The sequence below is a fragment of the Nocardia wallacei genome, from assembly GCF_029869545.1.
In the GTDB taxonomy this organism is placed as follows: Bacteria; Actinomycetota; Actinomycetes; order Mycobacteriales; family Mycobacteriaceae; genus Nocardia; species Nocardia wallacei_A.
On record NZ_JARWQD010000257.1, the window covers coordinates 24,424 to 45,620 of the forward strand.

The 21,197-nt window shown below is 69.7% G+C and carries 19 protein-coding genes; 10 read left to right on the plus strand and 9 right to left on the minus strand.

The window, feature by feature from the left end; translation table 11 throughout:
- Positions 1-6 precede the first annotated feature (6 nt).
- Both QH290_RS21860 and QH290_RS21865 read left to right on the plus strand, forming a co-directional pair.
- Positions 7-1,677 carry an ABC transporter family substrate-binding protein gene (locus tag QH290_RS21860; protein ID WP_280384818.1) on the plus strand — a complete coding sequence of 557 codons (1,671 nt, stop codon included), beginning with the start codon at positions 7-9 and terminating at the stop codon, positions 1,675-1,677.
- Positions 1,674-2,327, plus strand: coding sequence for a hypothetical protein (locus QH290_RS21865; RefSeq protein WP_280267754.1), 654 nt, complete (start codon positions 1,674-1,676; stop codon positions 2,325-2,327). The genes QH290_RS21860 and QH290_RS21865 overlap by 4 nt, the downstream gene beginning before the upstream one ends.
- An 81-nt stretch (positions 2,328-2,408) precedes the next feature.
- Here QH290_RS21865 and QH290_RS21870 read toward each other — a convergent pair whose 3' ends face one another.
- Both QH290_RS21870 and QH290_RS21875 read right to left on the minus strand, forming a co-directional pair.
- Positions 2,409-3,425, minus strand: a complete 1,017-nt coding sequence (locus QH290_RS21870) for an agmatine deiminase family protein (protein WP_280267752.1) — start codon at positions 3,423-3,425, stop codon at positions 2,409-2,411.
- A gap of 370 nt (positions 3,426-3,795) precedes the next feature.
- Positions 3,796-4,665: an NAD(P)H-binding protein gene (locus QH290_RS21875; protein ID WP_280384820.1), complete on the minus strand. Its 870-nt coding sequence runs from the start codon at positions 4,663-4,665 to the stop codon at positions 3,796-3,798.
- 87 nt (positions 4,666-4,752) lie between these two features.
- On the opposite strand from QH290_RS21875, the gene QH290_RS21880 reads away from it, so the two are divergent.
- Complete coding sequence (locus QH290_RS21880; RefSeq protein ID WP_280384822.1) at positions 4,753-5,556, plus strand: AraC family transcriptional regulator; 804 nt, start codon at positions 4,753-4,755, stop codon at positions 5,554-5,556.
- Positions 5,557-5,575: 19 nt separating this feature from the next.
- On the opposite strand, the gene QH290_RS21885 is transcribed toward QH290_RS21880, so the two are convergent.
- Positions 5,576-6,175 (minus strand): TetR/AcrR family transcriptional regulator, encoded by a 600-nt coding sequence (locus tag QH290_RS21885; protein ID WP_280267749.1) that lies wholly within the window; start codon positions 6,173-6,175, stop codon positions 5,576-5,578.
- Positions 6,176-6,317: 142 nt separating this feature from the next.
- On the opposite strand from QH290_RS21885, the gene QH290_RS21890 reads away from it, so the two are divergent.
- Entirely contained in the window at positions 6,318-7,688 is a 1,371-nt protein-coding gene (locus tag QH290_RS21890) for an MFS transporter (protein WP_280384824.1), read from the plus strand.
- Between the two features lie 22 nt (positions 7,689-7,710).
- On the opposite strand, the gene QH290_RS21895 is transcribed toward QH290_RS21890, so the two are convergent.
- Positions 7,711-8,463: a lysophospholipid acyltransferase family protein gene (locus tag QH290_RS21895; RefSeq protein ID WP_280384826.1), complete on the minus strand. Its 753-nt coding sequence runs from the start codon at positions 8,461-8,463 to the stop codon at positions 7,711-7,713.
- A gap of 35 nt (positions 8,464-8,498) precedes the next feature.
- On the minus strand, positions 8,499-9,281 hold the full coding sequence (locus QH290_RS21900; protein WP_280267746.1) for a lysophospholipid acyltransferase family protein: 783 nt from the start codon (positions 9,279-9,281) through the stop codon (positions 8,499-8,501).
- 69 nt (positions 9,282-9,350) lie between these two features.
- Here QH290_RS21900 and QH290_RS21905 point away from each other — a divergent pair, with 69 nt between their 5' ends.
- On the plus strand, positions 9,351-10,220 hold the full coding sequence (locus QH290_RS21905; RefSeq protein WP_280384828.1) for a hypothetical protein: 870 nt from the start codon (positions 9,351-9,353) through the stop codon (positions 10,218-10,220).
- Positions 10,221-10,264: 44 nt separating this feature from the next.
- Positions 10,265-11,803, plus strand: coding sequence for a Rieske 2Fe-2S domain-containing protein (locus QH290_RS21910; protein WP_280384830.1), 1,539 nt, complete (start codon positions 10,265-10,267; stop codon positions 11,801-11,803).
- A gap of 3 nt (positions 11,804-11,806) precedes the next feature.
- Here the strand turns inward: QH290_RS21910 and QH290_RS21915 are convergent, their stop codons facing one another.
- The 4 genes from QH290_RS21915 to serS all read right to left on the minus strand — a co-directional run bounded on the left by QH290_RS21915 (position 11,807) and on the right by serS (position 17,143).
- Positions 11,807-12,853: a Gfo/Idh/MocA family protein gene (locus tag QH290_RS21915; RefSeq protein WP_280384832.1), complete on the minus strand. Its 1,047-nt coding sequence runs from the start codon at positions 12,851-12,853 to the stop codon at positions 11,807-11,809.
- 19 nt (positions 12,854-12,872) lie between these two features.
- Positions 12,873-13,874, minus strand: a complete 1,002-nt coding sequence (locus QH290_RS21920; protein WP_280384833.1) for a DMT family transporter — start codon at positions 13,872-13,874, stop codon at positions 12,873-12,875.
- A 3-nt stretch (positions 13,875-13,877) separates the two neighbouring features.
- Positions 13,878-15,668, minus strand: a complete 1,791-nt coding sequence (locus QH290_RS21925; protein ID WP_280384834.1) for a putative bifunctional diguanylate cyclase/phosphodiesterase — start codon at positions 15,666-15,668, stop codon at positions 13,878-13,880.
- Between the two features lie 212 nt (positions 15,669-15,880).
- Positions 15,881-17,143: a serine--tRNA ligase gene (serS, locus tag QH290_RS21930; RefSeq protein WP_280267740.1), complete on the minus strand. Its 1,263-nt coding sequence runs from the start codon at positions 17,141-17,143 to the stop codon at positions 15,881-15,883.
- A 98-nt stretch (positions 17,144-17,241) separates the two neighbouring features.
- Here serS and QH290_RS21935 point away from each other — a divergent pair, with 98 nt between their 5' ends.
- From QH290_RS21935 to QH290_RS21950, 4 genes are all read left to right on the plus strand, one after another.
- The gene (locus QH290_RS21935) at positions 17,242-18,996 is read left to right on the plus strand and encodes an aldehyde dehydrogenase family protein (RefSeq protein WP_425303635.1); all 1,755 of its coding nucleotides are present in this window, start codon (positions 17,242-17,244) and stop codon (positions 18,994-18,996) included.
- A 119-nt stretch (positions 18,997-19,115) separates the two neighbouring features.
- Positions 19,116-20,243, plus strand: a complete 1,128-nt coding sequence (locus QH290_RS21940) for a septum formation family protein (RefSeq protein ID WP_280384838.1) — start codon at positions 19,116-19,118, stop codon at positions 20,241-20,243.
- Between the two features lie 22 nt (positions 20,244-20,265).
- Positions 20,266-20,619 (plus strand): metallopeptidase family protein, encoded by a 354-nt coding sequence (locus tag QH290_RS21945; protein ID WP_280384840.1) that lies wholly within the window; start codon positions 20,266-20,268, stop codon positions 20,617-20,619.
- A 249-nt stretch (positions 20,620-20,868) separates the two neighbouring features.
- Positions 20,869-21,183, plus strand: coding sequence for a PE family protein (locus tag QH290_RS21950; RefSeq protein WP_280267736.1), 315 nt, complete (start codon positions 20,869-20,871; stop codon positions 21,181-21,183).
- Positions 21,184-21,197: the final 14 nt, after the last annotated feature.

Here is a 21,197-nt window from a genome sequence, read left to right on the forward strand (position 1 = left end):
CGATCCATGCGGATCCGTTCGACAGTGTCTCGGCTCGCGATACCCGCGGTCGCCCTCGGAATGGTCCTGTCGGGATGCGCCGCCTCGGACGATGCCGGGACCGGAACCTCCGCGATCGGGGCCACCAACGACACCAATCCGCACGATGTCAGCGAGTTGCGGGACGGGGGCAATCTGCGGCTGTCGCTCTCGTCGTTCCCGGAGAACTGGAACGCGCTGCATATCGACAGCGATGCCGACGTCAGCAGTGTGGAGCGGCCGATGATGCCGCAGGCGTACCGGATCGACGCCGCCGGTGACCCGAGTCTGAATACCGACTACTTCACCAGCATCGAACTCACCAACACCACGCCGCAGCAGGTCGTCTACACGATCAACCCCAAGGCCACGTGGAGCGACGGCACCCCGATCACCTGGGAGGACATCGCCGCCCAGGCCCATGCGCTCAGCGGTAGGGACAAAGCCTTCCTGATCAGCAACAACCAGGGCTTCGATCGGGTCCAGAAGGTCGAACGCGGCGCCGACGACCGGCAGGCGGTCGTCACCTTCGACAAGCACTTCGCCGACTGGCGCGGACAGTTCGCGGGTAACAGCTTCCTGTATCCGAAATCGGTGACCGCGACCCCGGAGTCGTTCAACAACAGCCTCGTCAACGGGATCTCCGTGACCGCCGGGCCGTTCCAGGTGCAGTCCACCGATCGCGCGCAGGGCCGCATTGTTCTCGGCCGCAATCCGCAGTGGTGGGGGGCGACGCCGAAGCTCGACAACATCACCTTCAGCGTCCTGGACAACGCGGCACGCGTGCCCGCCCTGCAGAACAACGAGATCGACTCGGTGGGGATCGCGAGCCGCGACGAACTCAAGACCGCCCAGGGCGTCCCGGATATCGCGATTCGCCGCGCGCCCGCCAATCAATGGTCGCACCTGACCTTCAACGGCGCGCCGGGCTCGCTGCTGGCCGATCCCAAGGTGCGCGTTGCGATTTCGAAGGCGATCGATCGGCAGGGCATTGCCACCGCGATCGACAACGGACTCGTCGCCGATCCGAAGCCGCTCAACAATCACATCTACCTGGAGGGCCAGAAGGGCTATCGGGACAACAGTCTCGGCTTCGATCCGGACGCGGCCGCCCGCGAACTCGACGAGGCGGGCTGGAAGCTCAACGGCGATGTCCGCGAGAAGGACGGCCGCAAGCTCGAGATCCGCAACGTCATGTACAACCAGGACGTCTGGGTGCAGATCGCGCAGATCATGCAGCAGAACCTGGCGAGCATCGGCGTGAAGATGACCATCGACACCAAGCCCGGCACCGGCCTGTTCACCGATTACATCCAGCCCGGTGACTTCGATGTCGCGATGTGGAGCTGGGTCGGCGATCCGTTCCCGCTTGGGAGCATCTTCCAGATCTGGGGTTACAACCCGAACGATCTGCAGGGCAATTACGGGCGTATCGGCTCGCCGGAGTTGAATGCCCTCATCGAGCAGACGATCTCCGAATTGGACGCGAACAAGGCGATCGAGCTGGCGAATCAGGTGGACCGCGAGGTCTTCGAGGAGGGCCACTCGATTCCGCTGCTGCAGACACCGGGAATCGTCGCGGTGCGTGCCAATCTCGCCAATTACGGCGCGCGTGGCCTGGCCACCTACGACTGGACGAAAGTCGGCTTCCTGAAGTGATTTCCGGATCGGGCCATCCCCTGGCCTACCCGGTCCTGACCGCGTGCGGCGCCCTGGCGATATGCCTCGCCTGGGCGCCGTTCGCCGATCTGGAGCAGGTGAGCATGCTCGCCGCGGTGGCGCTGATCGTGGTGGGCTACACGGTGTTTCGGCTGGCCGTGGCGCTCGGCGGGGTGCCGGGGCGATCGGCGGGAACCGTGGAATGCAGGCGGGTTCGGCAGCAGTATCGGCTGCTCAGCCGCTCGTGGCTGGAATGGGAGTCCGGCGGGCGCAGGCATTGGCTGCCCATCTATTTCGATCCCGCGCTGGTGACCTTGCCAGCGTCGACAGTGCGAATGGCAGACGGCGCCATCCGGATCGGGGAGCTTCGCGTGTATCCCGCCGGGCGCCTGCGTGATTCGGAGCCGACGGGGAGGCTGATCGACAATCCGGCCCGCCCCGATCCGGACGGACCCGGGCATGCCGCACGGTCGGCCCGGTTCGTGCACAGACTGGTGCTGGACGCCCAATTCGCCGTTGCCGCACCGTTCGCCGCGCTGCTGTGGGTATATGTCGCGGGCGGCGGATTTCCCGCATTCGTCGGCGCCACAACCGTTGCCGCCGGTATCGCGACCTGGTTCGCGGCCATCCGAGGCTCGGATCCGAGCTGACCACCGGTGTGCCGGGCACCGAATATCGCGACCAGCACCGACATCAGCCGGGGCACCGAATATCCCGACCCAGCACCGACATCAGCCGGTGAACAGCGGTTGCTGCTGGGTTGAACAGTGGATCCCCCCGCCGCCCTCGACCACCGCGTTGTATTCCACGCGCACTACCTCCCGGCCGGGGAAGGCGTCGGCCAGAATTCCGGCGGCTCGGTCGTCGCCGTGACGGTCGCCGTAGGCGGGCATGTACACGGCGTCGTTACCGATGTAGAAGTTGGCGTAGGAGTACAGGAAGTCGGGGCCGCGCTCGCCGGTCAATTCGGCCGCGTCCGGTTGCGGGAGTTCGATGATCTCGAAGTGCCTGCCCGCGGCGTCGGTGGCCTCGCGCAGGATCTCCCGCGCCTGGACCGCGGCGCGGGCGAAGACATCCTCCGGATCCGGACGAACCGGCCAATCCACCAGGACCACACCGGGTGCGGCGAAACGGGCCACGGCGTCGACATGACAATCGGTGACGTCCTCACCCGCGACACCCTGCAACCACACCACTTTGGTGACGCCGAGCATTTCGCCCAGCGCCTTTTCGATCTCCTCGTGCGCGAGCCCGGGATTTCGGTTCGGATTGACCAATGCGCTCTCGGTCGTCAGCAGCGTGCCCTCGCCGTCCACCTCCAGTGCGCCGCCCTCGGTGACGATCGGCGCGATCACGCGAGGAATTCCCGCATGCTCGAGCACCTTTCGCGCCACCTTCGCGTCCATGTGGAATTCCGACTTCTGTCCCCAGCCGTTGAAGTTGAAGTCGATTCCGGCGGGACCGTCCGGTCCGGACACAAATGTCGGCCCGGTATCGCGAATCCACAGATCGTCGAGGGGCGCGGGGACGACCTCCACGGCCGGACCGCAGGCCGCGCGCGCGTCGTCGACGTGCTCGCGCCGGGCCAGCAGCGTGACCGGCTCGCGCTCGGCGATCGCGCGGGCCAGACGCGTGATATCCGCGCGCACCAGCGGTAGCAGCTCCTCCCACACCGACTCCTTGGCCGGCCAGGCCAGCCAGGTCCGGGCGTGTGGAGCGGTCTCCGCCGGCATCGCGTAGCGCGTCATGGGCACGACGCTACCGACTTTTCCGAGACGCACCAAAAACTTTCGCCATTCGAGTTTGCAGATGCGCTTTCGTGGCGCCCACCTGCGCTGTGGCCGCGCATTTCGGCCATCGATGAACAATTCGGCTGTCGCAATTCCGCACCTGAGACATAATTCCGTGGCCGATCCGCGCGGGCGTCGACCGACGACCGGTCTGTTGGAATTCCGTCGGGTGCGACACAATTCCGGTAGCCGCCCGGCTCGGCTCGACCGGTTCGCGGAAACCGTTGCGGGTCGCGGAGTTCCGGTATCGGCCGGGCGGCAATGCATCACCGACGGTCGGCGGGGAATGTGCGCACCCCGCGCGGATCGCAGTCGAGCAATACCGCCCTCAGGTGCGCGCCCCGATCGAACCGCCATCGAATTCCCGCAGGTGATCGGCGACCCACCGGGCGTAGGTGTGCGGCTCCCGCCCGAGCACCCGCCGCACATCCTCGGTGAGCACCTCGTTCCCACCGGCCCGGACATGCGCCGCTCCCTGCTGCGCACCGTCGATGAACGCGTCCGACAGACCGGCGGCACGCAACATGTCCCGCGCCGCCTCGTCGGAGAGTGCCGTGGTCCGCAGCTCCCGGCCCAGCGCCGCACCGAGAATCGCCGCCTGGTCCGGCTCGGAGAGCAGTTCGGGCCCGGTCGGCGTGTACACCCGGCCGGTGTGTTCGCCGGAGACGAGCGCCTCGACCGCCACCGCCGCCACATCGCGGGGATCGACCACACCCTGGCGGCCGTCACCCGTCCGCACCGGCACGACACCGGTCGCCCGGATCGGCTCGGCCCAGGACCGCGTGTTCGACGCAAAGGCGGTGGGGCGCAGGATCGTCCACTCCAGGCCGCTGGTGCGGACCGCCTCCTCACCGGGCAGATGCCACGTCCCGACCCCCGCCAGGTTCGCATCGCCGGTCCCGATCGCCGACAGCTTCACGACCCGGCGCACCCCGGCCGCCCGCGCCGCGGCGACCAGCTCGGCGTCGGTATTCGTGTCGTCCGGACCCAGCACGCCGACCAGGAAGGCCGCCTCGACACCCGCCATGGCCGCGCGCACCGCCGCCGAGGCGGAGTAGTCCCCCTGCGCCACGTGCACTCCCGGGGGAAAGCTCGCTTCCGGATTCCGCGTCAGCGCTCGGACCGGCGCACCCCGGTCGACCAGCTGCCGCACTATCTCGCTACCGATGGTGCCCGTCGCACCCGTCACCAGAATCATGAACGACAGCCTGCCGACCCGGCCAGCTGCGCCTATAGGAAATTTCGGCACGGCCACCCGGGCCCGGGCGCGCCTACAGTGGAGCCGGTGACCAGCACGCTGTCCCCGATCCGCACGGTCGAGCGCTTCACGCGCCCGATCCCGGTGCCCGCCGCCCTGCGGCCGTGGTTCGGCGCGGCCGACAGCATCGCGGACCACCCGGAGCCGACCGAGCCGTTCATCCACGTTCCCGAGGTGACCACCCGGCTGGTGCTGCGCGACTCGGCTAGCGGGCGGCGGGATGTGCTGGTGATCGGCCCGCTCACCCGCGCGACGTACAAGGCAACCGCCACACCCGCGTCCTGCCTGCGGCTCGGGCTGGCTCCGGGCGCGGCGCACACCCTGCTGGGCGTACCGGCGGCGGACCTGACCGATCGCGGCATACCGCTGGCCGAATTGCCCGGTCCCCTCGCCGGATTCGCCGACGAGCTGTCGCGCACCACGCCCGGGGAGATCCCGGCCTTGCTGGAAGCAGTACTGCCGCAGCGCATCCCGGACACCGATACCGCCCAGCGGGCCCTGCTGCGCGCGGCCACGGCGCTGTTGTCGACCACCACCGCGACGATCCCCGAGGTCGCCGCCCGGCTGGCGGTGAGCGAACGTCACCTGCGCAACCTGTTCGCGCTCGGAATCGGCGTCTCCCCCAAGCATTTCGCCCGGATCGATCGGCTGCGCCGGATGCTCCCCGCGGCCGCGCACACGCCGCTGGCCCGGCTCGCGGCGGAACAGGGCTACTACGACCAATCCCACATGACCGCCGACTTCAGAATTCTGATGGGCGTCCCACCGACCTCCTTCTTCGAAGGCAGGTTCCCGCCACCTACCCCCTGCTCGGTACGCCTGCGCCGGTGAAGCATGCTGCGCCGCAGGCTCAGTCGTCCGCTTCCGGGCCCAGTACGGAGTCCAGCAGCCGTCGCAGGGCCCACTCGAAATCGGCGACGGGGTCGGCCGCGGCGAGGTGCGGGCGGGCCGCGGTGAGGGCGGGATACGCGGCCGGGTCGACCTCGAATCCGGGATGGCCGAGGGGATGCTCGTTGACGACGTATCCGAGCAGCAGGTGCCAGACGGCGCGGTAGGTGCGCGCCGCGACCTGCGGACTGAGACCGGCGTCGAGCAGGGCACCGATCCCCGACTCCGCGAAGGGCAGCGCGGTGGCCGTCACCGAGGTGGCGTCGATGATCACCTTGGCGGCCCACGGATGGTCGAGCAGGACCCGATGCGCCCCGAGCCACTGCCGCACGATGCGCTCCCGCGGCCCGCCGTCCCGGACCACCGGAAACGCGCGGGCGAGGTCCTCGTTCAACAGGGCGAGCAGCTCACGACGATCGGCGATGTGCCGGTAGAGCGAGGCCTGACCGGTGTTCAGCTCGTGCGCCACCCGCCGCAGCGTAAGCGCGGCCAGACCTTCGTCATCGGCGATCCGACGCGCGGCGGCGACGATGGTGTCCCGGTTCAGCGGTTGTTCGCGCACCTCACTCCCTTCTGCCGTGGGTCCGAGCCTAAGCGGCGGCAGCAACGATCCGCGGACAGACCGCCGCCACCCCTTGCGAACATCGTTCGCATGTAGTTAGGTATGCCTAACGCGAACATCGTTCGCACTGGAAGGAGGCCGTGTGACCGCCCAGACCCTGACCACCCCGCCCGCGATCCGCCGCACCGCCGCGATGGTCGCCCTGGCCCTCGGCGTGCTGTCCTACGGGCTGATGCAGACCATGCTGGTGCCCGCGATCGGCGTGCTGCAGCACGCCCTGCACACCAGCGCGACCGGCGCGACCTGGGCCGTGATGAGCGCACCCCTACTCGCCAGCGCGATCCTGACGCCGCTGATCAGCCGGCTGGGCGATCGGTACGGGCGGCGGCGCATGCTGCTGATCGTGCTCGCGATCTACCTGGCCGCCACGCTGCTCGCGCTCGCCGCACCGACCATCGGCGTGCTCATCGCGGCACGGGCCGGGCAGGGCATCAGCCTCGCGGTGCTGCCGCTGGCCTTCGGCTCGGTGCCCGACATCCTGCCGCCCGAGCGGGTGCACGCCGGGCTGGGCCTGCTGTCGGGACTGGTGGGCGGGGCGGCGGGCATCGCGCTGGTGTGCGGCGGACTGATCGTCGACCATGCCTGCTGGCGCTGGCTGTTCGTGGTCGGGGCCGGATTGATCACGGCCGCACTGGTTCTCGGCTATGTCTCCGTGCCGGATGGTGCGGCGCGCGCCACGGGGCGGCTCGATATCGGCGGAACCGTGCTGCTCGCGGGCGGCCTCTGCGGAATCCTGCTGGCACTCACCGTCGGACCGACCAGCGGGTGGCTTGCCGTACCGACCCTGGCCCTGGCCGCCGCCGGGCTCGTGCTGCTGGTGATATTCGTCCGCCTGGAGCGGCGACTGCGGTACCCGCTCATCGATATGGACCTGGTGCTGCACCGGCCCGTCGGCATCGCGCATCTCGCGGCGCTCACCCTGGGAGCGATCCAGTTCATGTACTACGTGCTGGTGCCGAAGCTGGTGGAATTGCCCACGGCGGCAGCCGGATTCGGCGGCTCGGTCACCGCGGCCGGGCTCGTGATGCTGCCGTCCACGCTGGTGGTGCTGCCCGCGGGCAGCGTGGCGGGCCGGATCATCACCCGCCGGGGCCCACGCGGACCGCTGGTCGCCGGGCTGCTCCTGACCGCGGGCGGCGCGGCGCTGCTGGCGGTCGCGCACGGCGCATTGTGGCAGCTGGCGGCGTGCGCGCTACCGATCGGGCTCGGCACCGGCCTGGTGATGACCGCGCTGCCCTCGCAGCTGCATCGCGTCATCGATCCCGGGCGCGCGGCGACGGCCAACGGCATCAACACCGTATCCCGCACCGTCGGAGGCGCTGTGGGCAGTCAGCTGGGTGCCGCGCTGGTCGTCGGCTCGGTGACCAGCGGGTTCCCCCTCGCCTTCTGGATCGCCACCGCGGTCGGAATCGTCGGCGCGACACTGGTATTCGTCGCCGAACCCGCCAGGTGACGCGCGGGAACCCTTCTCCGGCTCAGGCGCCGCGGGCCTCTCGTTTCGCTCTCCGACGCGCCAGTTCCTCTTGCTCGAGGACGGCCGCTTGCTCCAGGGTCGGCGCGCCGCCGCCGAGGCGGGCGGGCACCCAGCGGGCACCTTCGGGCATCTCGTACCCCTGCTGCGCCTGGTCGAGCAGCCGCTCCATGCTAGAGCGCAATTCGGCCGTGAGCTCGTCGGCGGGCTCACGCGCCGGGATGGGCGCGCCGATGCGGATATTGATCGGAAAGTTGTGGCGGCCCAGCTGTTTCGGAATGTCCTTGGTCCACACGCGCTGCGCGCCCCAGATCGTCATCGGCACGATCGGCGCGCCGGATTCGATCGCCATCCGGGCCGCACCCGACTTGAATTCCTTGAGTTCGAAACTGCGGCTGATGGTCGCCTCGGGATAGACGACCACGATCTCGCCGTCGCGCAGCGCCGCCACCGCCCGCTCGAAGGATTCGGCACCGGCGGTGCGATCCACGCCGATCGCCTTGCAGTGCTTCATCAACCAGCCGACGATGCCGTGTTCCAGCTCGGCCTTCATCATGTAGCGCACATTGCGGCCCGATTTGCGGCCCACCAGACCGACTTCCATGAAATCCAGGTACGCGGTGTGATTCACGGCCAGTACCGCCCCGCCGATGCGCGGAATGTGTTCCTGCCCGGCGATATCGATGCGCAGGCCCTGCGCCCAGAACAGCGTGCGGACCAGACCGGTGAGGACGTCGAAGACGGGCTCTCGCGCCATACTCCCGAAAACTCCTGTACTTCCAGCCTTTTCGGCTACTGCGTGGCCTCACCCGCGGCCGAGCGCCGGGCGGCTTTCTCGGCGGCCTCCGCGGCATCCATCGCATCGGCCTCCTCCAGCGTCGGGGCGCTACCGCCGAGGCGGGCGGGCACCCAGTATGCGCCCGGTTCGTGCTCGTAGTCGCGCTGCAGGTCCCGCAGCATCTCCTGCATCGTCGAGCGCAGCTGCCGGGTCAGCTCGGCGGCGGGCTCGGCGATACTGCCCGATTCCACGACGGGCGGCCGGATGGGCTTGCCGACCGCGATGAAGATCGGAGTGTTGGTGCGTCCCAGCCGCTTCGGGAAACCCTTGGTCCAGACCCGCTGCGCGCCCCAGATGGTCATCGGAATCAACGGAACCCCCGCCTCGATCGCCATCCGCGCGGCGCCCGATTTGAATTCCTTGATCTCGAAACTGCGGCTGATGGTGGCCTCGGGATAGACACCCACCAGCTCTCCCCGCCGCAGATACTCGAGCGCGGCCTTGTAGGAATCCGCGCCCGCCGACCGGTCCACCGGAATGTGCTTGAGCGCTCGCATGATCGGTCCGGAGATCTTGTCATCGAAGACCTCCTTCTTCGCCATGAACCTGATGTAGCGCTTCGGCGTCCGCGCCGGAAGCCCCGCATACGTGAAGTCCATGTACCCGGTGTGATTGATCGCGATGACGGCACCACCGGTCGCGGGGATGTTCTCATCCCCCCTGACCTCGAATTTCAACCCCTGCACGAAGAAGACGGTGCGGGCCAGGCCGATGATCGTCCGGTAGACGGGTTCCACAATTCAGCTAGCGTAGTCGCAGTCACATTCGCGCCCTCCATCGCACGCGTAGGAAAGAGGTTTGCCGCAGTGAAATGCCCTCGACCAGCACGGCGTACCCGAAGCTCCCGGCCGCGCCGGGCGGCGCTATTCGCGGGACTCGCGCTGCTGGCCGCCGCGACCGCGGCCGGATGCGATTCGCGGGTCGGCATCGAGGGCACCGACTACGACACCGGGACCGGGTCCACCTCGACATCGGCCGCCCCCTCGTCCACACCACCGGCCGGGGAGGTGGCGGTCACCGTCTCGTTGGAGTCCCCGGATCCCGAGGCGGCCGATGCCCTCACCCGCTTCGCGATCGACCTGCAGGAGCTGCCGCGGCCGCAGCTGGTGGACAAGTGCTGGACGATGGCGCCGCGCAATGTGGAGACGATGTATGCGGACAAGCAGGCCGTCGTGCGGGCGCTGGCCCAGCCCGGCGTCGACGACGGCACCGCGATCACGTGGCAGGGGCCGCAGGTCCCCGGTCGCGCCGGGATCACCGTCGTCGCTCAGCGCGCCGATATCGCCACCGGCTACGCCTGCCCGCGGGTGTACCCGACCGGCGCCGAGACCTCCTACAACGATGCCGACGCCCGGCACACCGTGCGCCGCTACCTGGCCCGCAGCACCGGACGGCCGCTCGACCCGGCCGATCGGGAGGACACGCACCCGCTGATCTGCGATGCGGCCTGGGATCCCGCGGGCAGCGGCCGCACCGCCGCGGCGCCGCTGTCCACCAATCCGGGCAAGCTCACCGGCGTGCGGTCCTTCGTCGACCAGTCGATCACGTCCGCACCGCTGCGCGGGAACTATCTGTCGGTGTCGGCGCCGGTCACCACCGCCTCCGGGACCCAGGAGCAGACCTTCACCCTGCGGCTCACCGACCAGGGCTACTGCCTCGGCGACGTCTCCGGCTAGCGGCTACCCTGGGTGGCTGGCAACGGTTCAGGAGGGACTTCTTCGTGCAGATCACCAGCGTCGGACACGCCGGATTTCACATCCGTACCCCGGCCGGGACGATCCTCTGCGATCCGTGGGTCAACCCGGCGTACTTCGGTTCGTGGTTCCCGTTCCCGGACAACACCCGGCTCGACTGGGACGAGCTGGGCGACTGCGACTTCCTGTACGTCTCGCATCTGCACCGTGACCACTTCGACGCGAAGAACCTGACCGAGCACATCAACAAGGACGCCACCGTCCTGCTGCCCGACTACCCGGTGCCGGACCTGAAGCGCGAGCTGGAGAAGCTGGGTTTTCACAAGTTCTTCGAGACCGAGGATTCGGTCAAGCACACCGTGACCGGTCCGGGCGGCGATCTGGACGTCATGATCATCGCGTTGCGCGCGCCCGCCGACGGCCCGATCGGCGACTCCGGCCTGGTGGTCTCCGACGGCGAGACCGTGTGCTTCAACATGAACGACGCCCGCCCGGTCGATATGGACGTGCTGCACGAGCAGTTCGGCCACGTCGACATCCACCTGCTGCAGTACTCCGGCGCCATCTGGTACCCGATGGTCTACGACATCCCGACGCGGACGAAGGCCAAGTTCGGCCAGCAGAAGCGCCAGCGCGGAATGGACCGGGCGCGCAGCTACATCGAGCAGGTCGGCGCGACCTGGGTGGTGCCCTCGGCGGGTCCGCCGGTATTCCTGGACGACGAGCTGCGCTACCTCAACGACGACCACGGCGACGAGGGCAACATCTTCCCCGACCAGATGGTCTTCCTGGAGCAGATGCGCATCCACGGCAATGCCGGTGGGGTGCTGATGATTCCGGGTTCGGTCGCCGATGTGCGCGGGGCCGAGCTGGAGCTGACCCATCCGTTCGATCCGGCCGAGATCTACGACGACAAGGCCGCCTACATCGAACAGATGGCCCGGCGCATGGCGCCCGTGCTGGCGGCGGAGAAGGCGAGCTGGGCCACCGGCGAGGGCCCGCTGCTACCCCAGCTCAAGGAGCTGCTCGAGCCGATCATGGCGCAGAGCGACCTGATCTGCGACGGCATCGGCTACCCCGTCGGCCTGGTGCTGGGCGAGGAGACCGTGGTGCTCGACTTCCCCAAGCGCGTGGTGCGCGGCCCGATAGACGGAGAGGGCAAGTACCGCTACGGTTTCCGCATCGATCCGCAGCTGGTGCGCACGGTGCTGCGCGACGGCGAACCCGACTGGGTGAACACCATCTTCCTGTCCACGCGATTCGAGGCGTGGCGCATCGGCGGCTACAACGAGTACCTCTACACCTTCTTCAAATGCCTCACCGACGAGCGCATCGCCTACGCCGACGGCTGGTTCTCCGAGGCGCACGACGACTCGGCCTCCTGTGAGATCGCGGGCTGGGAGGTGCAGCGCCGCTGCCCGCACCTGAAGGCCGACCTGTCGAAATTCGGTGTGGTGGAAGGCAATACGCTCACCTGCAACCTGCACGGCTGGCAGTGGGATCTGGAGAGCGGGCGCTGCAAGACCTCCAAGGGACACGAGCTGCGCTCCCGCAAGCTCGCCTGAACACTAGCGAGTCGCGCCGTAGTGGGCCGCGACTCGGGCGCGCTCCAGGATGCGCAGGGCCGCGATGGCATCGCGGGGATCGACCGGGGGTGGGGCGTCGTCGAGCAGGGCGTCGGCGACGGCGGTGTAGAAGGCCGGGTAGTCGCCGGGCTCGGTCGGTGTGGGGTGGGTGTCGCCCTCTGTGCCCAGCAGTCCCCAGTGCTCGGGTTCCACTGTGCCCCAGGCGGTTCCCGTCGCCGGGCGGCGGCCGTCCCGGAGCGCGGATTCCTGCGGGTCCAAGCCGTAGGACGCGTAGCCGCTGCGCGAACCCAGTACGCGGAAGCGCGGGCCCAGCTGCGGGGCGACGGCACTCATCCACAGATGTGAGCGCACGCCGGAAACGTGCGTCAGCGCCACGAAGGCATCGTCGTCGGCCCGCACACCGGCGCGGCGCGTGTCGAGTTCGCAGTACACATCGGCCACCGGGCCGAACAGCGTCAGCGCCTGGTCGATCAGGTGACTGCCGAGGTCGTAGAGGATGCCCGCACCGTCGTCGACGCCCCCGGCCTCCCGCCATCCGCCCTTGGTGACCGGCCGCCACCGCTCGAAACGGGATTCGAAGCGGCGCACCTCGCCCAGGCTGCCGTCCGCGATCAACCGGCGGACCGTGCGAAAGTCGCTGTCCCAGCGCCGGTTCTGGAAGACGGTCAGCAACAGCCCGGCCCGCTCGGCCGCCGCGACGACCTGCTCCCCCTCGGCGGCGGTGAGCGTGAACGGTTTGTCGACGACCACCGGCAGTCCCGCCCCCAGCGCCCGCATCGCCAACGGCGCGTGGGTGCGATTGGGCGTCGCGACCACCACGAGATCGATGCCCGCCGCATCCGCGAACACCTCCTCGGCGTCGGGCGCCACCCGCACCCCGGGATGTTCGGCACGCGCCCGCTCGGCCCGCTCCCCGGAGGAGGTCACCACCGCCGCCACCCGCATCCGCGGCTCGGCGGCGATCAGCGGCGCATGAAACACCGACCCGGCCAGCCCGTACCCGATCACCGCGACACCCAGTTCCCGCATACCGCTCCTTCCTCCACCGTCACCACCGCACGTCATTGTCCGCCCCGCGCTGCCGCGGGACGCGGATCGCCCTCGGCCGACGCGCCGCGACGGCCACGGCCACCAGCGTCAGGACACAACCCGCCAGGGTGGCCGCGGACAATCCGGAACCCGTGGGCAGCGCCAGGTCGAGAACCACCGCGGCCAGCAGCTGCCCGGCCACCGATGTGAGGCCCAGCAGCAACACACCGATCCAGCGGACCACCGCCGCGGCCAGCGCGATGAAGACGACACCGATCACGCCACCGAGGTACAGCCACGGCTCGGAGGGGAACTCGGCGGGCCATCCGATGCGCGCGAGGACCACGGACTCGACGACGAGCAGCCCGGCAACCCCCGTCGCGAAATTGACCAGCGTGGCCGAATAGGGCCCGCCGACCACCCCGATCTGCCCGTTCATCGCCTGCTGCCAGGCCAGCCCGATCCCGGCCAGCGCCGGAAACGCGATCAGCGCCGCGGGCGGAATCGCACCCAGCAGATCGCCCGCCGCGGAGGCCGAGTGGCCCGCCCCCGACCCACCGGCGGCCGAGATCCCCACCGCGGCCAGCGCGAGCGCCGCGCCCGTGACGCGCAGGACCGTCACAGGTGTCCGCCCGCCCGGCCCCAGCCCGAGCCGGTCGACCACGAGGCTGCTCGTCAACTGCCCCGCCACGACCGCGACGGTGAACGCGGTAACCCCGATCGCCGCCACCGTAAGCCCTTGGCACGCAACGAACAACGCCCCGCAGAGCCCGCCGAGCAGCTGCCACCACCGCAGCCCGCCGCGCGCGACCGCCCGCCACACCGCCCGGACCCCCGCGCGCAACCGCCCGCTCAGCGCGAACGCCACGCCCAGCACCAGCAGCCCGGACCCGAAACTGACCACGGCCGCGGCGATCCCGTCCTGCAACCGCTCGCCCAGCGCACCGTTCACCCGCCCCTGCACGGCCACACCCGCGCCGATGCACAGGCCGCACCCCACCCCGAGTTCTCTGCGCAACAACCGTCAGTTCTTGCCGAGAGTGCCCGTGTCGTAACCGTTCTCGACCGGAACCCAGCCGTTGGCGGCGAAGTCCCGCTCCGTCGCCCCCGCGCCGACCAGCCCGCGCCGATCGTTGAGGTCGCCGAGCAACTCCGACACCGGATGCGAATCGCTGTAGTGATAGCCCTGGGCCAGCGCGAAACCCAGTTCGGTCAGCACGGCGGCCTGGTACTCGGTCTCCACGCCCTCGGCGATGACCTGCAGGTCCAGCGATTTGCTCAGTGCCGCAATGACACCCAGCAGCGGCGGCGCGGGCGTATCGGAACGGATGGCCGCCACGAACGACTGGTCCACCTTCAGGATGTCGCTGGGGATGGTCGCCAGGCGGCTCAGCGAGGAGTAGCCGGTACCGAAGTCGTCGATGGCGATGCGCACGCCCCGCTCCCGCAGCGTATGCAGATTCGCGATGGCGGTCTGCGATTCGGCGGCCAGTTCGCTCTCGGTGACCTCCAGCACCAGCTGGTCGGCGGGCCAGCCGGTGTCGGCCAGGATGCCCGCGACCCGGTCGGCGTAGGCGGATTCGGCCAGCTCCAACCCGCTGACATTGACATTCAGGGTGAGATCGAGCTGGGCGAAGGTCTCCTGCAGCCGGGCGGCGTCGGCACATGCGCGGCGCAGCACCAGCTCGTCCAGGTCCGAGATCAGGTCGTATTCCTCGGCCACCCGGATCAGGCCCTCGGTGGTGACATCCGGCTGCGCGTTCGACGTCCAGCGCAGCAGCGCCTCCACCCCGACGGCCTTGCCGCCGCCCTCGGTGAGGCTCACTATCGGCTGGTAATGCACGTCCAGCGCGCCCTTGTCGATGGCCTCGCGCAGCTCCACGGCCAGCGGCAGCTGCCGCGACGACTCCAGCACCGTGCGGTTGCGCCCGGCCTGCTTGGCCCGGTACAGGCCGACATCGGCCCGGCTGACCAGCAGCGATCCGGATTCACCGGGCTGCCAGGAAGTGACACCGGCCGAGCATCCCGTCGTCACCGCGGCCCGCAACTGCTCGGTGAGCAGGATCGCGGCCTGTTCGGTGGTGTCGGGCAGCAGCAGCGCGAAGGCATCGCCGCCGTAGCGGGCCAGCCGCTGGTCCGGTTCCAGCAGCTTCTGCCAGGTGTCGGCCACCCGCTGCAGGACGGCGTCGCCCGCGCGGTGCCCGAGATGGTCGTTGATCTTCTGGAAGCGGTCCAGATCCACCAGCACCAGCGCCAGACCCTGGCCGGTACGGGTGGCGTGCGCGATCGCGGAATTGAGCGCACGGTCGAAGCCGCGCCGGTTCAGCAGGCCGGTGAGCACGTCGATATCGGCGTCCGACGCCATCCGGGTCAGGATGCCGACCACGATGCCCGCGCCCACCGTCACCCCGGCCGGGATCATGCCCGACCACCACGGCAGTCCGCGCGAGGGCACCACCCACAGGCACAGCACCACGGCGAACAGCACATGTGCCGCAACCCATTGCCAGCCGAAGAAGATCGCGGCGTCGCAGGCGACGAACACGTAGAACGCGGCCAGGCTGATCCCGCCGACGGTATTGGGGAACCAGTGCACCGCGATCGTCACCAGGATCGTCGCCACCGCGACGTAGATGTGGTGCACCGAATGCGGCAGCCGCGGGCCCCAGATGAGCAGGCTGACCCCCAGCAGCAGGGCGACCGCCGCCGCGGCACCCACCAGCGGCCGATTTCCCTCGTCACCCGGGGCGATGGCGGTGATCAGCAGGCCGAGCACGCCACCCATCACGTAGAACGCACCGGTGGTCCGAGCCATCACCATTGCCGTTGCTAGCGCCGATGCCGTCCGCACCCGCGTGCGGGTATCGCCGCGAGACCCGATTCCTCGCACGCTGCCTAGCCTAGACACAGTTGTCCCGCGCAGTAGTCACATCGGCAGGAATCGACTGGCAAAGTCTTCGATTTCCGCGTTCCCGGCGCACGTGCCGGTGCACGTGCGCGATGTTGCACACTGTGGCGAATACCTGGTTACCGCAACGGTTCCAGGACTTCGCGGCCGACGAACGGCACCAGCGCGGACGGCACCCGGACCGAGCCGTCGGCCTGCTGATGGTTCTCCAGCAGCGCGACGATCCAGCGCGTGGTGGCCAGGGTCCCGTTCAGCGTCGCCGCGATCTGCGGCTTGCCGTTGTCGTCGCGGTAGCGCACCGACAGCCGGCGCGCCTGGAACGTCGTGCAGTTCGAGGTGGAGGTCAGCTCGCGGTAGGTCCGCTGGCTGGGTACCCATGCCTCGCAATCGAACTTGCGCGCCGCCGAGCTGCCCAGATCGCCCGCGGCGACGTCGATCACCCGGTACGGCACCTCGATCGCGGCCAGCATGTCCTGCTCCCAGCCCAGCAGCCGCCGGTGCTCGGCGTCGGCGTCCTCGGGCTTGCAATAGACGAACATCTCGACCTTGTCGAACTGGTGCACCCGGATGATGCCGCGGGTGTCCTTGCCGTAGCTGCCCGCCTCACGCCGGAAGCACGACGACCACCCGGCATAGCGCTTGGGCCCGTCCGCCAGGTCGAGGATCTCGCCCGAGTGGTAGCCCGCCAGCGGCACCTCCGAGGTGCCGACGAGGTACAGCTCGTCCTCTTCCAGGTGGTAGATCTCGGCGGCATGCTGGCCCAGGAACCCGGTGCCCGCCATGACCTCCGGGCGCACCAGCACCGGCGGGATCATCATGGTGAACCCGTTGGCGGTCGCGCGCTGCGCGGCCAGCTGCAACAGGCCCAGCTGCAGCAGGGCGCCGTAGCCGGTGAGGAAGTAGAACCGCGAGCCCGACACCTTGGCGCCGCGCTCCATATCGATCAGGCCGAGCGCTTCGCCCAGTTCCAGGTGGTCCTTGACCGCGAAGTCGAATTCGGTTGGCGTGCCGACGGTCTCGAGCAGGATGAAATCGTCCTCGCCACCGGCCGGGGCGCCCTCCTGCACGACGTTGGACAGGGCGCGCTGCGCGGTGTCCAGCTCGGCGTCGGCGGCATGCTCGGCGGCCTCGGCCTCCTTGACCTTGGCCGCCAGCTCCTGCCCGTGCGCCAGCAGCGCGGGCCGCTCCTGCGGGGAGGCCTTGCCGACCTTCTTGCCCAGCGCCTTCTGCTCGGCGCGCAGATTGTCGGCGGTCGCGACCGCGGCCCGGCGGGCGGCGTCGGCCTCGAGCAGGGCATCCACCAGCGCCGGATCCTCGCCGCGGGCCCGCTGCGAGGCGCGCACCGCGTCCGGATCGTCACGCAGGAATCGGAGGTCGATCATGGGCCAATCCTATGCAGCGACGCGAACCGTTTTCGCCGAGGGCGGCGGTGGGTCCGGGCGGGCCGCGGTGACCGGCCACCTGCGCCGCGCGATCTTCGATGCCCGAATCGCACCATTTCGCACCGCGGCCGCGTTCGCGCGCCCATAGTGGGATCGTGGGCACGACATTCGACACGTCCGTCATCGACGCCGCCCTCGCCGATCTGGGCGCCGGCGAAAAGAGCTGGGCGGAAACACCTTTACCACGGCGCCGCGCACTGCTGGCGGAACTGCACACCCGGGTCGGACGGCACGCGGCCGACTGGGTCACCGCCGCCCGCGCGATCAAACACCTGCCCGCCGACTCCCCGCTGCTCGGCGAGGAATGGATGTCGGGCCCGCTCGCCGTCCTGCAGGCCGCCGAGGCGCTGCAGCGGACCCTGGCGGTGCTCGAGGCCGGGTACAGCCCGCTCGACGGGCTCGCGCTGTCCGCGGCGCCGGGCGAGCGGGTCGCGGTGCCGATCCTGCCGTTCGGCAGCTACGACCGCTTGCTGCTCAACGGTTTTCGCGGCGAGGTCTGGCTGCGGCCGGGCATCGATGCCGCGACCGCGCGCCGCGATGCCGGTCTGGCGCAACGGGATCCGGGCGCCACCGCGGGGATCGGGGCGGTGCTCGGCGCGGGCAATATCACCTCGATCCCGCCGCTGGACGTGCTGACCGAGCTGTTCGCGCACAACCGGGTGGTGGCCCTGAAGCTCAATCCGATCACCGATCCGCTGTTGCCGGTGCTGGAGCAGGTCTTCGCCCCGTTCCTGGAGCTCGGCGCGCTGCGCATCCTGACCGGCGGGGCCGAGGCGGGCGAGTACCTGGTGCACCACCCCGCCGTCGCCCACGTCCACATGACCGGCAGCGCGCGCACCCACGACGCGGTCGTCTTCGGCGGCGGACCCGGCGGCGCGGCCCGCAAACAGGCGAAGGATCCCCTGCTGGACAAGCCGATCACCAGCGAACTCGGCGGGGTGTCCCCGGCGATCGTGGTGCCGGGCGAGTGGTCCGACGCCGACCTGCGCTACCAGGCCGGGCACATCGCGACCCAGCGCCTGCACAACGGCGGCTACAACTGCGTCGCCACCCAGGTGGTGGTGATCGGCGCGCACTGGCCGCAGAAGGACCGCTTTCTCGCCGAACTGCGCGACGCCCTCGACCGGGCGCCGGGCCGATCCGCCTACTACCCCGGCAGCGACGCCCGGGTGGCCGAGGCCCTGGCCGCCTATCCCGCCGCCGAACGCCGCGGCCCCGACCGCGGGCGGGTGCTGCTGGAATCGGCGACCGGACCGGCATTGCGCACCGAGTACTTCGCCCCGGTGCTCGGCATCGTCGAGCTGCCCCACGAGGGCGGCGAATTCCTGTATCGCGCGGTCGAATTCGCCAACAACGAACTCGCCGGGACGCTCGGCGCCAATGTCATCGTGCACCCGCGGACCAGGCGGCGGCTCGGGCTCGCGTTCACCGGGGCGATCGAGCGGCTGCGCTACGGCACCGTCGCGATCAACGCCTGGACCGCGCTGGCGTTCCTGGCGCCGCGCGCCACCTGGGGTGCGTTTCCCGGCCACACCCTCGACGACGTGCAGAGCGGAATCGGCGTCGTGCACAACGCGCTCCTGCTGGCCGACGTCGAGCGGACCGTCGTGTCGGGCCCGTTCCGACCGGCGCCCCGCGCGCTGTCGGCGGGCGAGTTCGCGCTCGCGCCCACGCCGCCCTGGTTCGTCGACAACCGCACCGCCACCGCGACCGCCCGCAGGCTCACCGAGTTCTACGCCGCGCCGAATCCGCGATTGCTGCCCGGCATCTTCGCCTCGGCGCTGCGCGGCTGAACGCCACCGGGAGGCGAGCCGCGAAATCGCCCGTACCAGCGGCGGCGGCAGCCCGCGTGGGCCGCGATTCGGCACAGGCTCGTGGCGACCGCGGGACGGCGCTGTCATGATGGAGCGCGATGTCCACCGAAGATGAGCCCCAGGCCCCCGGCACCGAACCGTCCGGTACCCCCGGCACCTCCGGGCGGGCGGCGCAGCGGGCGGCACGCAGCCGCGCCGGCGGAGTGCACCTGCCCGCGCACAAGCTGCGCTGGGGGCTGCTGGCGGTCGCGGTGGGCGCGGTGGTGGCCGCGCTGGTGACGATGTTCATCTCCGGCTTCCGCAGCTCCAACGGCCTCGAGGCGCACGATCCCGCGCGCCCGCACATCGGCGGGCGGGCCGACACCGCATTCGGCAGCGCGAAGCCGGGCGACTGCCTGACGTGGACCAACGCCAAGACGCTGGATCTGTCGAAGGTCAACTGCGCGGACAAGCACCTGTTCGAGGTCACCTCCGATATCGACCTGAGCCTGTATCCCGGCCGCGAATTCGGGCCCGGCTCCCGATTCCCGGACTCGCTGCGCTTCGCCGAGCTGCGCGACGAACACTGCACGCCCGCCGCGGCCGCCTATCTCGGCGGTCGCCTCGACCCGCGCGGCCGGTACGTCGTCGGCATGATCAACCCGGGCGAGCCCGGCTGGCGCAACGGGGACCGCACCATCCGCTGCGGGCTGCAGCTGGTCAGCGCCACCGGCAATGCCACCCAGCCGAGCGAGGGCCAGGTCCGCGACAGCGATCAGTCGCGGGCGTTCGAGTCGGGCACCTGCATCGGGATCAGCCAGGGGCTGCCCACCAACGAACCGGTCGATTGCGCCAAACCGCATGCCTACGAGGTGATGTCGGTGGTGGATCTGGGCACGCATTTCACCGGCGCCCCGCCGAACAACGCGGACCAGGACAAGTTCATGCAGGAGCAGTGCGCCCGCGCCGCCGACGACTACCTCGGCGGGCAGGACGCGCTGATCAACAAGACGCTCACCATCTTCTGGGACAACCTCGACACCCGCAGCTGGCTGGTCGGCAGCCACCGGCTGAGCTGCCTGGTCGGCAAGGGCACGCAGGACGGCTTCTCCACGATCACCGGATCGGTCAAGGGGGATGTACTCATCGACGGCCAGGCGCCGGTGCCCCCGCCGAACTCCGGCCGCTCCACCCCGTCGCCGCTCCCGGGCGCCCCGCCCGCGCCGATCCCGCCGCAGCCGCGATAGGTACCGGCTGGTGAGGCACTGAATGTCCGTTTCGATGTCCGACGACCGGTTCGAGGAGCTGGTCGGCGAAGCGCTCGACATGATCCCCACGGAGTTGGCACGCGCCATCGATAACGTGGTGGTGCTGATCGAGCCCCGCAACGCGGAGGATCCGCACCTGCTGGGTCTCTATCACGGCATCGCGCTGACCGAACGGATCGACAGTCAGTACGGCGGCGCGCTGCCGGACACGATCACGGTCTATCGCGAGGCCCTGCTCGACATGTGCGACAGCGAGGAGGAGGTGGTCGAGGAGGTGGCGGTCACGGTGATTCACGAAATCGCCCATTACTTCGGTATCGATGAGGACCGCCTGCATCAGCTGGGATGGGGCTGACCCGGAATCGATGTGATTCACAGGGGAGTTCGCTGCTCGGGGATTGACGAAGACCGCCTGCATCGGCTGGGATGGGGTTAATCTTGACCCGCGGAGTGGGTCAAGCCGCAAGAAACTTCGGATTCGAGGGAACCCGGCCGGGGGCCGTCGCGTCCTATCACTCGTAGGGGGAATTCTCGTGGTTCCACCGAAGGGCAGGCGTGTGCCGGCTCTACAGCTGTATAGACACCACTAGAAGGAGTTCGAGTCATGCTTCTCGTCTCACCTGAAGCCATCCTCGCGGCCTCGGTCGAACTCGATCTACTCGCCGAGCGGCTCGCCGCCGCCTCCAGCCTGACGGCCCCGGCAACCCATGTGATCCCCTCCGGCGTCGAAGAGGTCTCGCTGCTCGCCGCCGGTCACTTCAACCACGCCGCGGGCACGCACGACGGCGCGTCGGCCCAGGCGATCCTGGAGCTGCACCACGCCGCCAACACGCTCCGCATGCAGCTGGCGCAGTACATCGGCACCGACATGGTGCGTGCCGCCGGTCTGAATGCCGTCGGCGGCACGATCCAGGCCTGACCCGGACCACCACA

Coding starts and splice junctions, on each gene's coding strand:
- QH290_RS21860 (WP_280384818.1), top strand. CDS start 7: ATGCGGATCCGTTCGACAGTGTCTCGGCTCGCGATACCCGCGGTCGCC.
- QH290_RS21870 (WP_280267752.1), bottom strand. CDS start 3,425: ATGACGCGCTACGCGATGCCGGCGGAGACCGCTCCACACGCCCGGACC.
- QH290_RS21875 (WP_280384820.1), bottom strand. CDS start 4,665: ATGATTCTGGTGACGGGTGCGACGGGCACCATCGGTAGCGAGATAGTG.
- QH290_RS21895 (WP_280384826.1), bottom strand. CDS start 8,463: ATGGCGCGAGAGCCCGTCTTCGACGTCCTCACCGGTCTGGTCCGCACG.
- QH290_RS21915 (WP_280384832.1), bottom strand. CDS start 12,853: ATGCGGGAACTGGGTGTCGCGGTGATCGGGTACGGGCTGGCCGGGTCG.
- QH290_RS21925 (WP_280384834.1), bottom strand. CDS start 15,668: ATGGCTCGGACCACCGGTGCGTTCTACGTGATGGGTGGCGTGCTCGGC.
- serS (WP_280267740.1), bottom strand. CDS start 17,143: ATGATCGACCTCCGATTCCTGCGTGACGATCCGGACGCGGTGCGCGCC.
- QH290_RS21935 (WP_425303635.1), top strand. CDS start 17,242: ATGCCCGAATCGCACCATTTCGCACCGCGGCCGCGTTCGCGCGCCCAT.
- QH290_RS21940 (WP_280384838.1), top strand. CDS start 19,116: ATGTCCACCGAAGATGAGCCCCAGGCCCCCGGCACCGAACCGTCCGGT.
- QH290_RS21945 (WP_280384840.1), top strand. CDS start 20,266: ATGTCCGTTTCGATGTCCGACGACCGGTTCGAGGAGCTGGTCGGCGAA.
- QH290_RS21950 (WP_280267736.1), top strand. CDS start 20,869: ATGCTTCTCGTCTCACCTGAAGCCATCCTCGCGGCCTCGGTCGAACTC.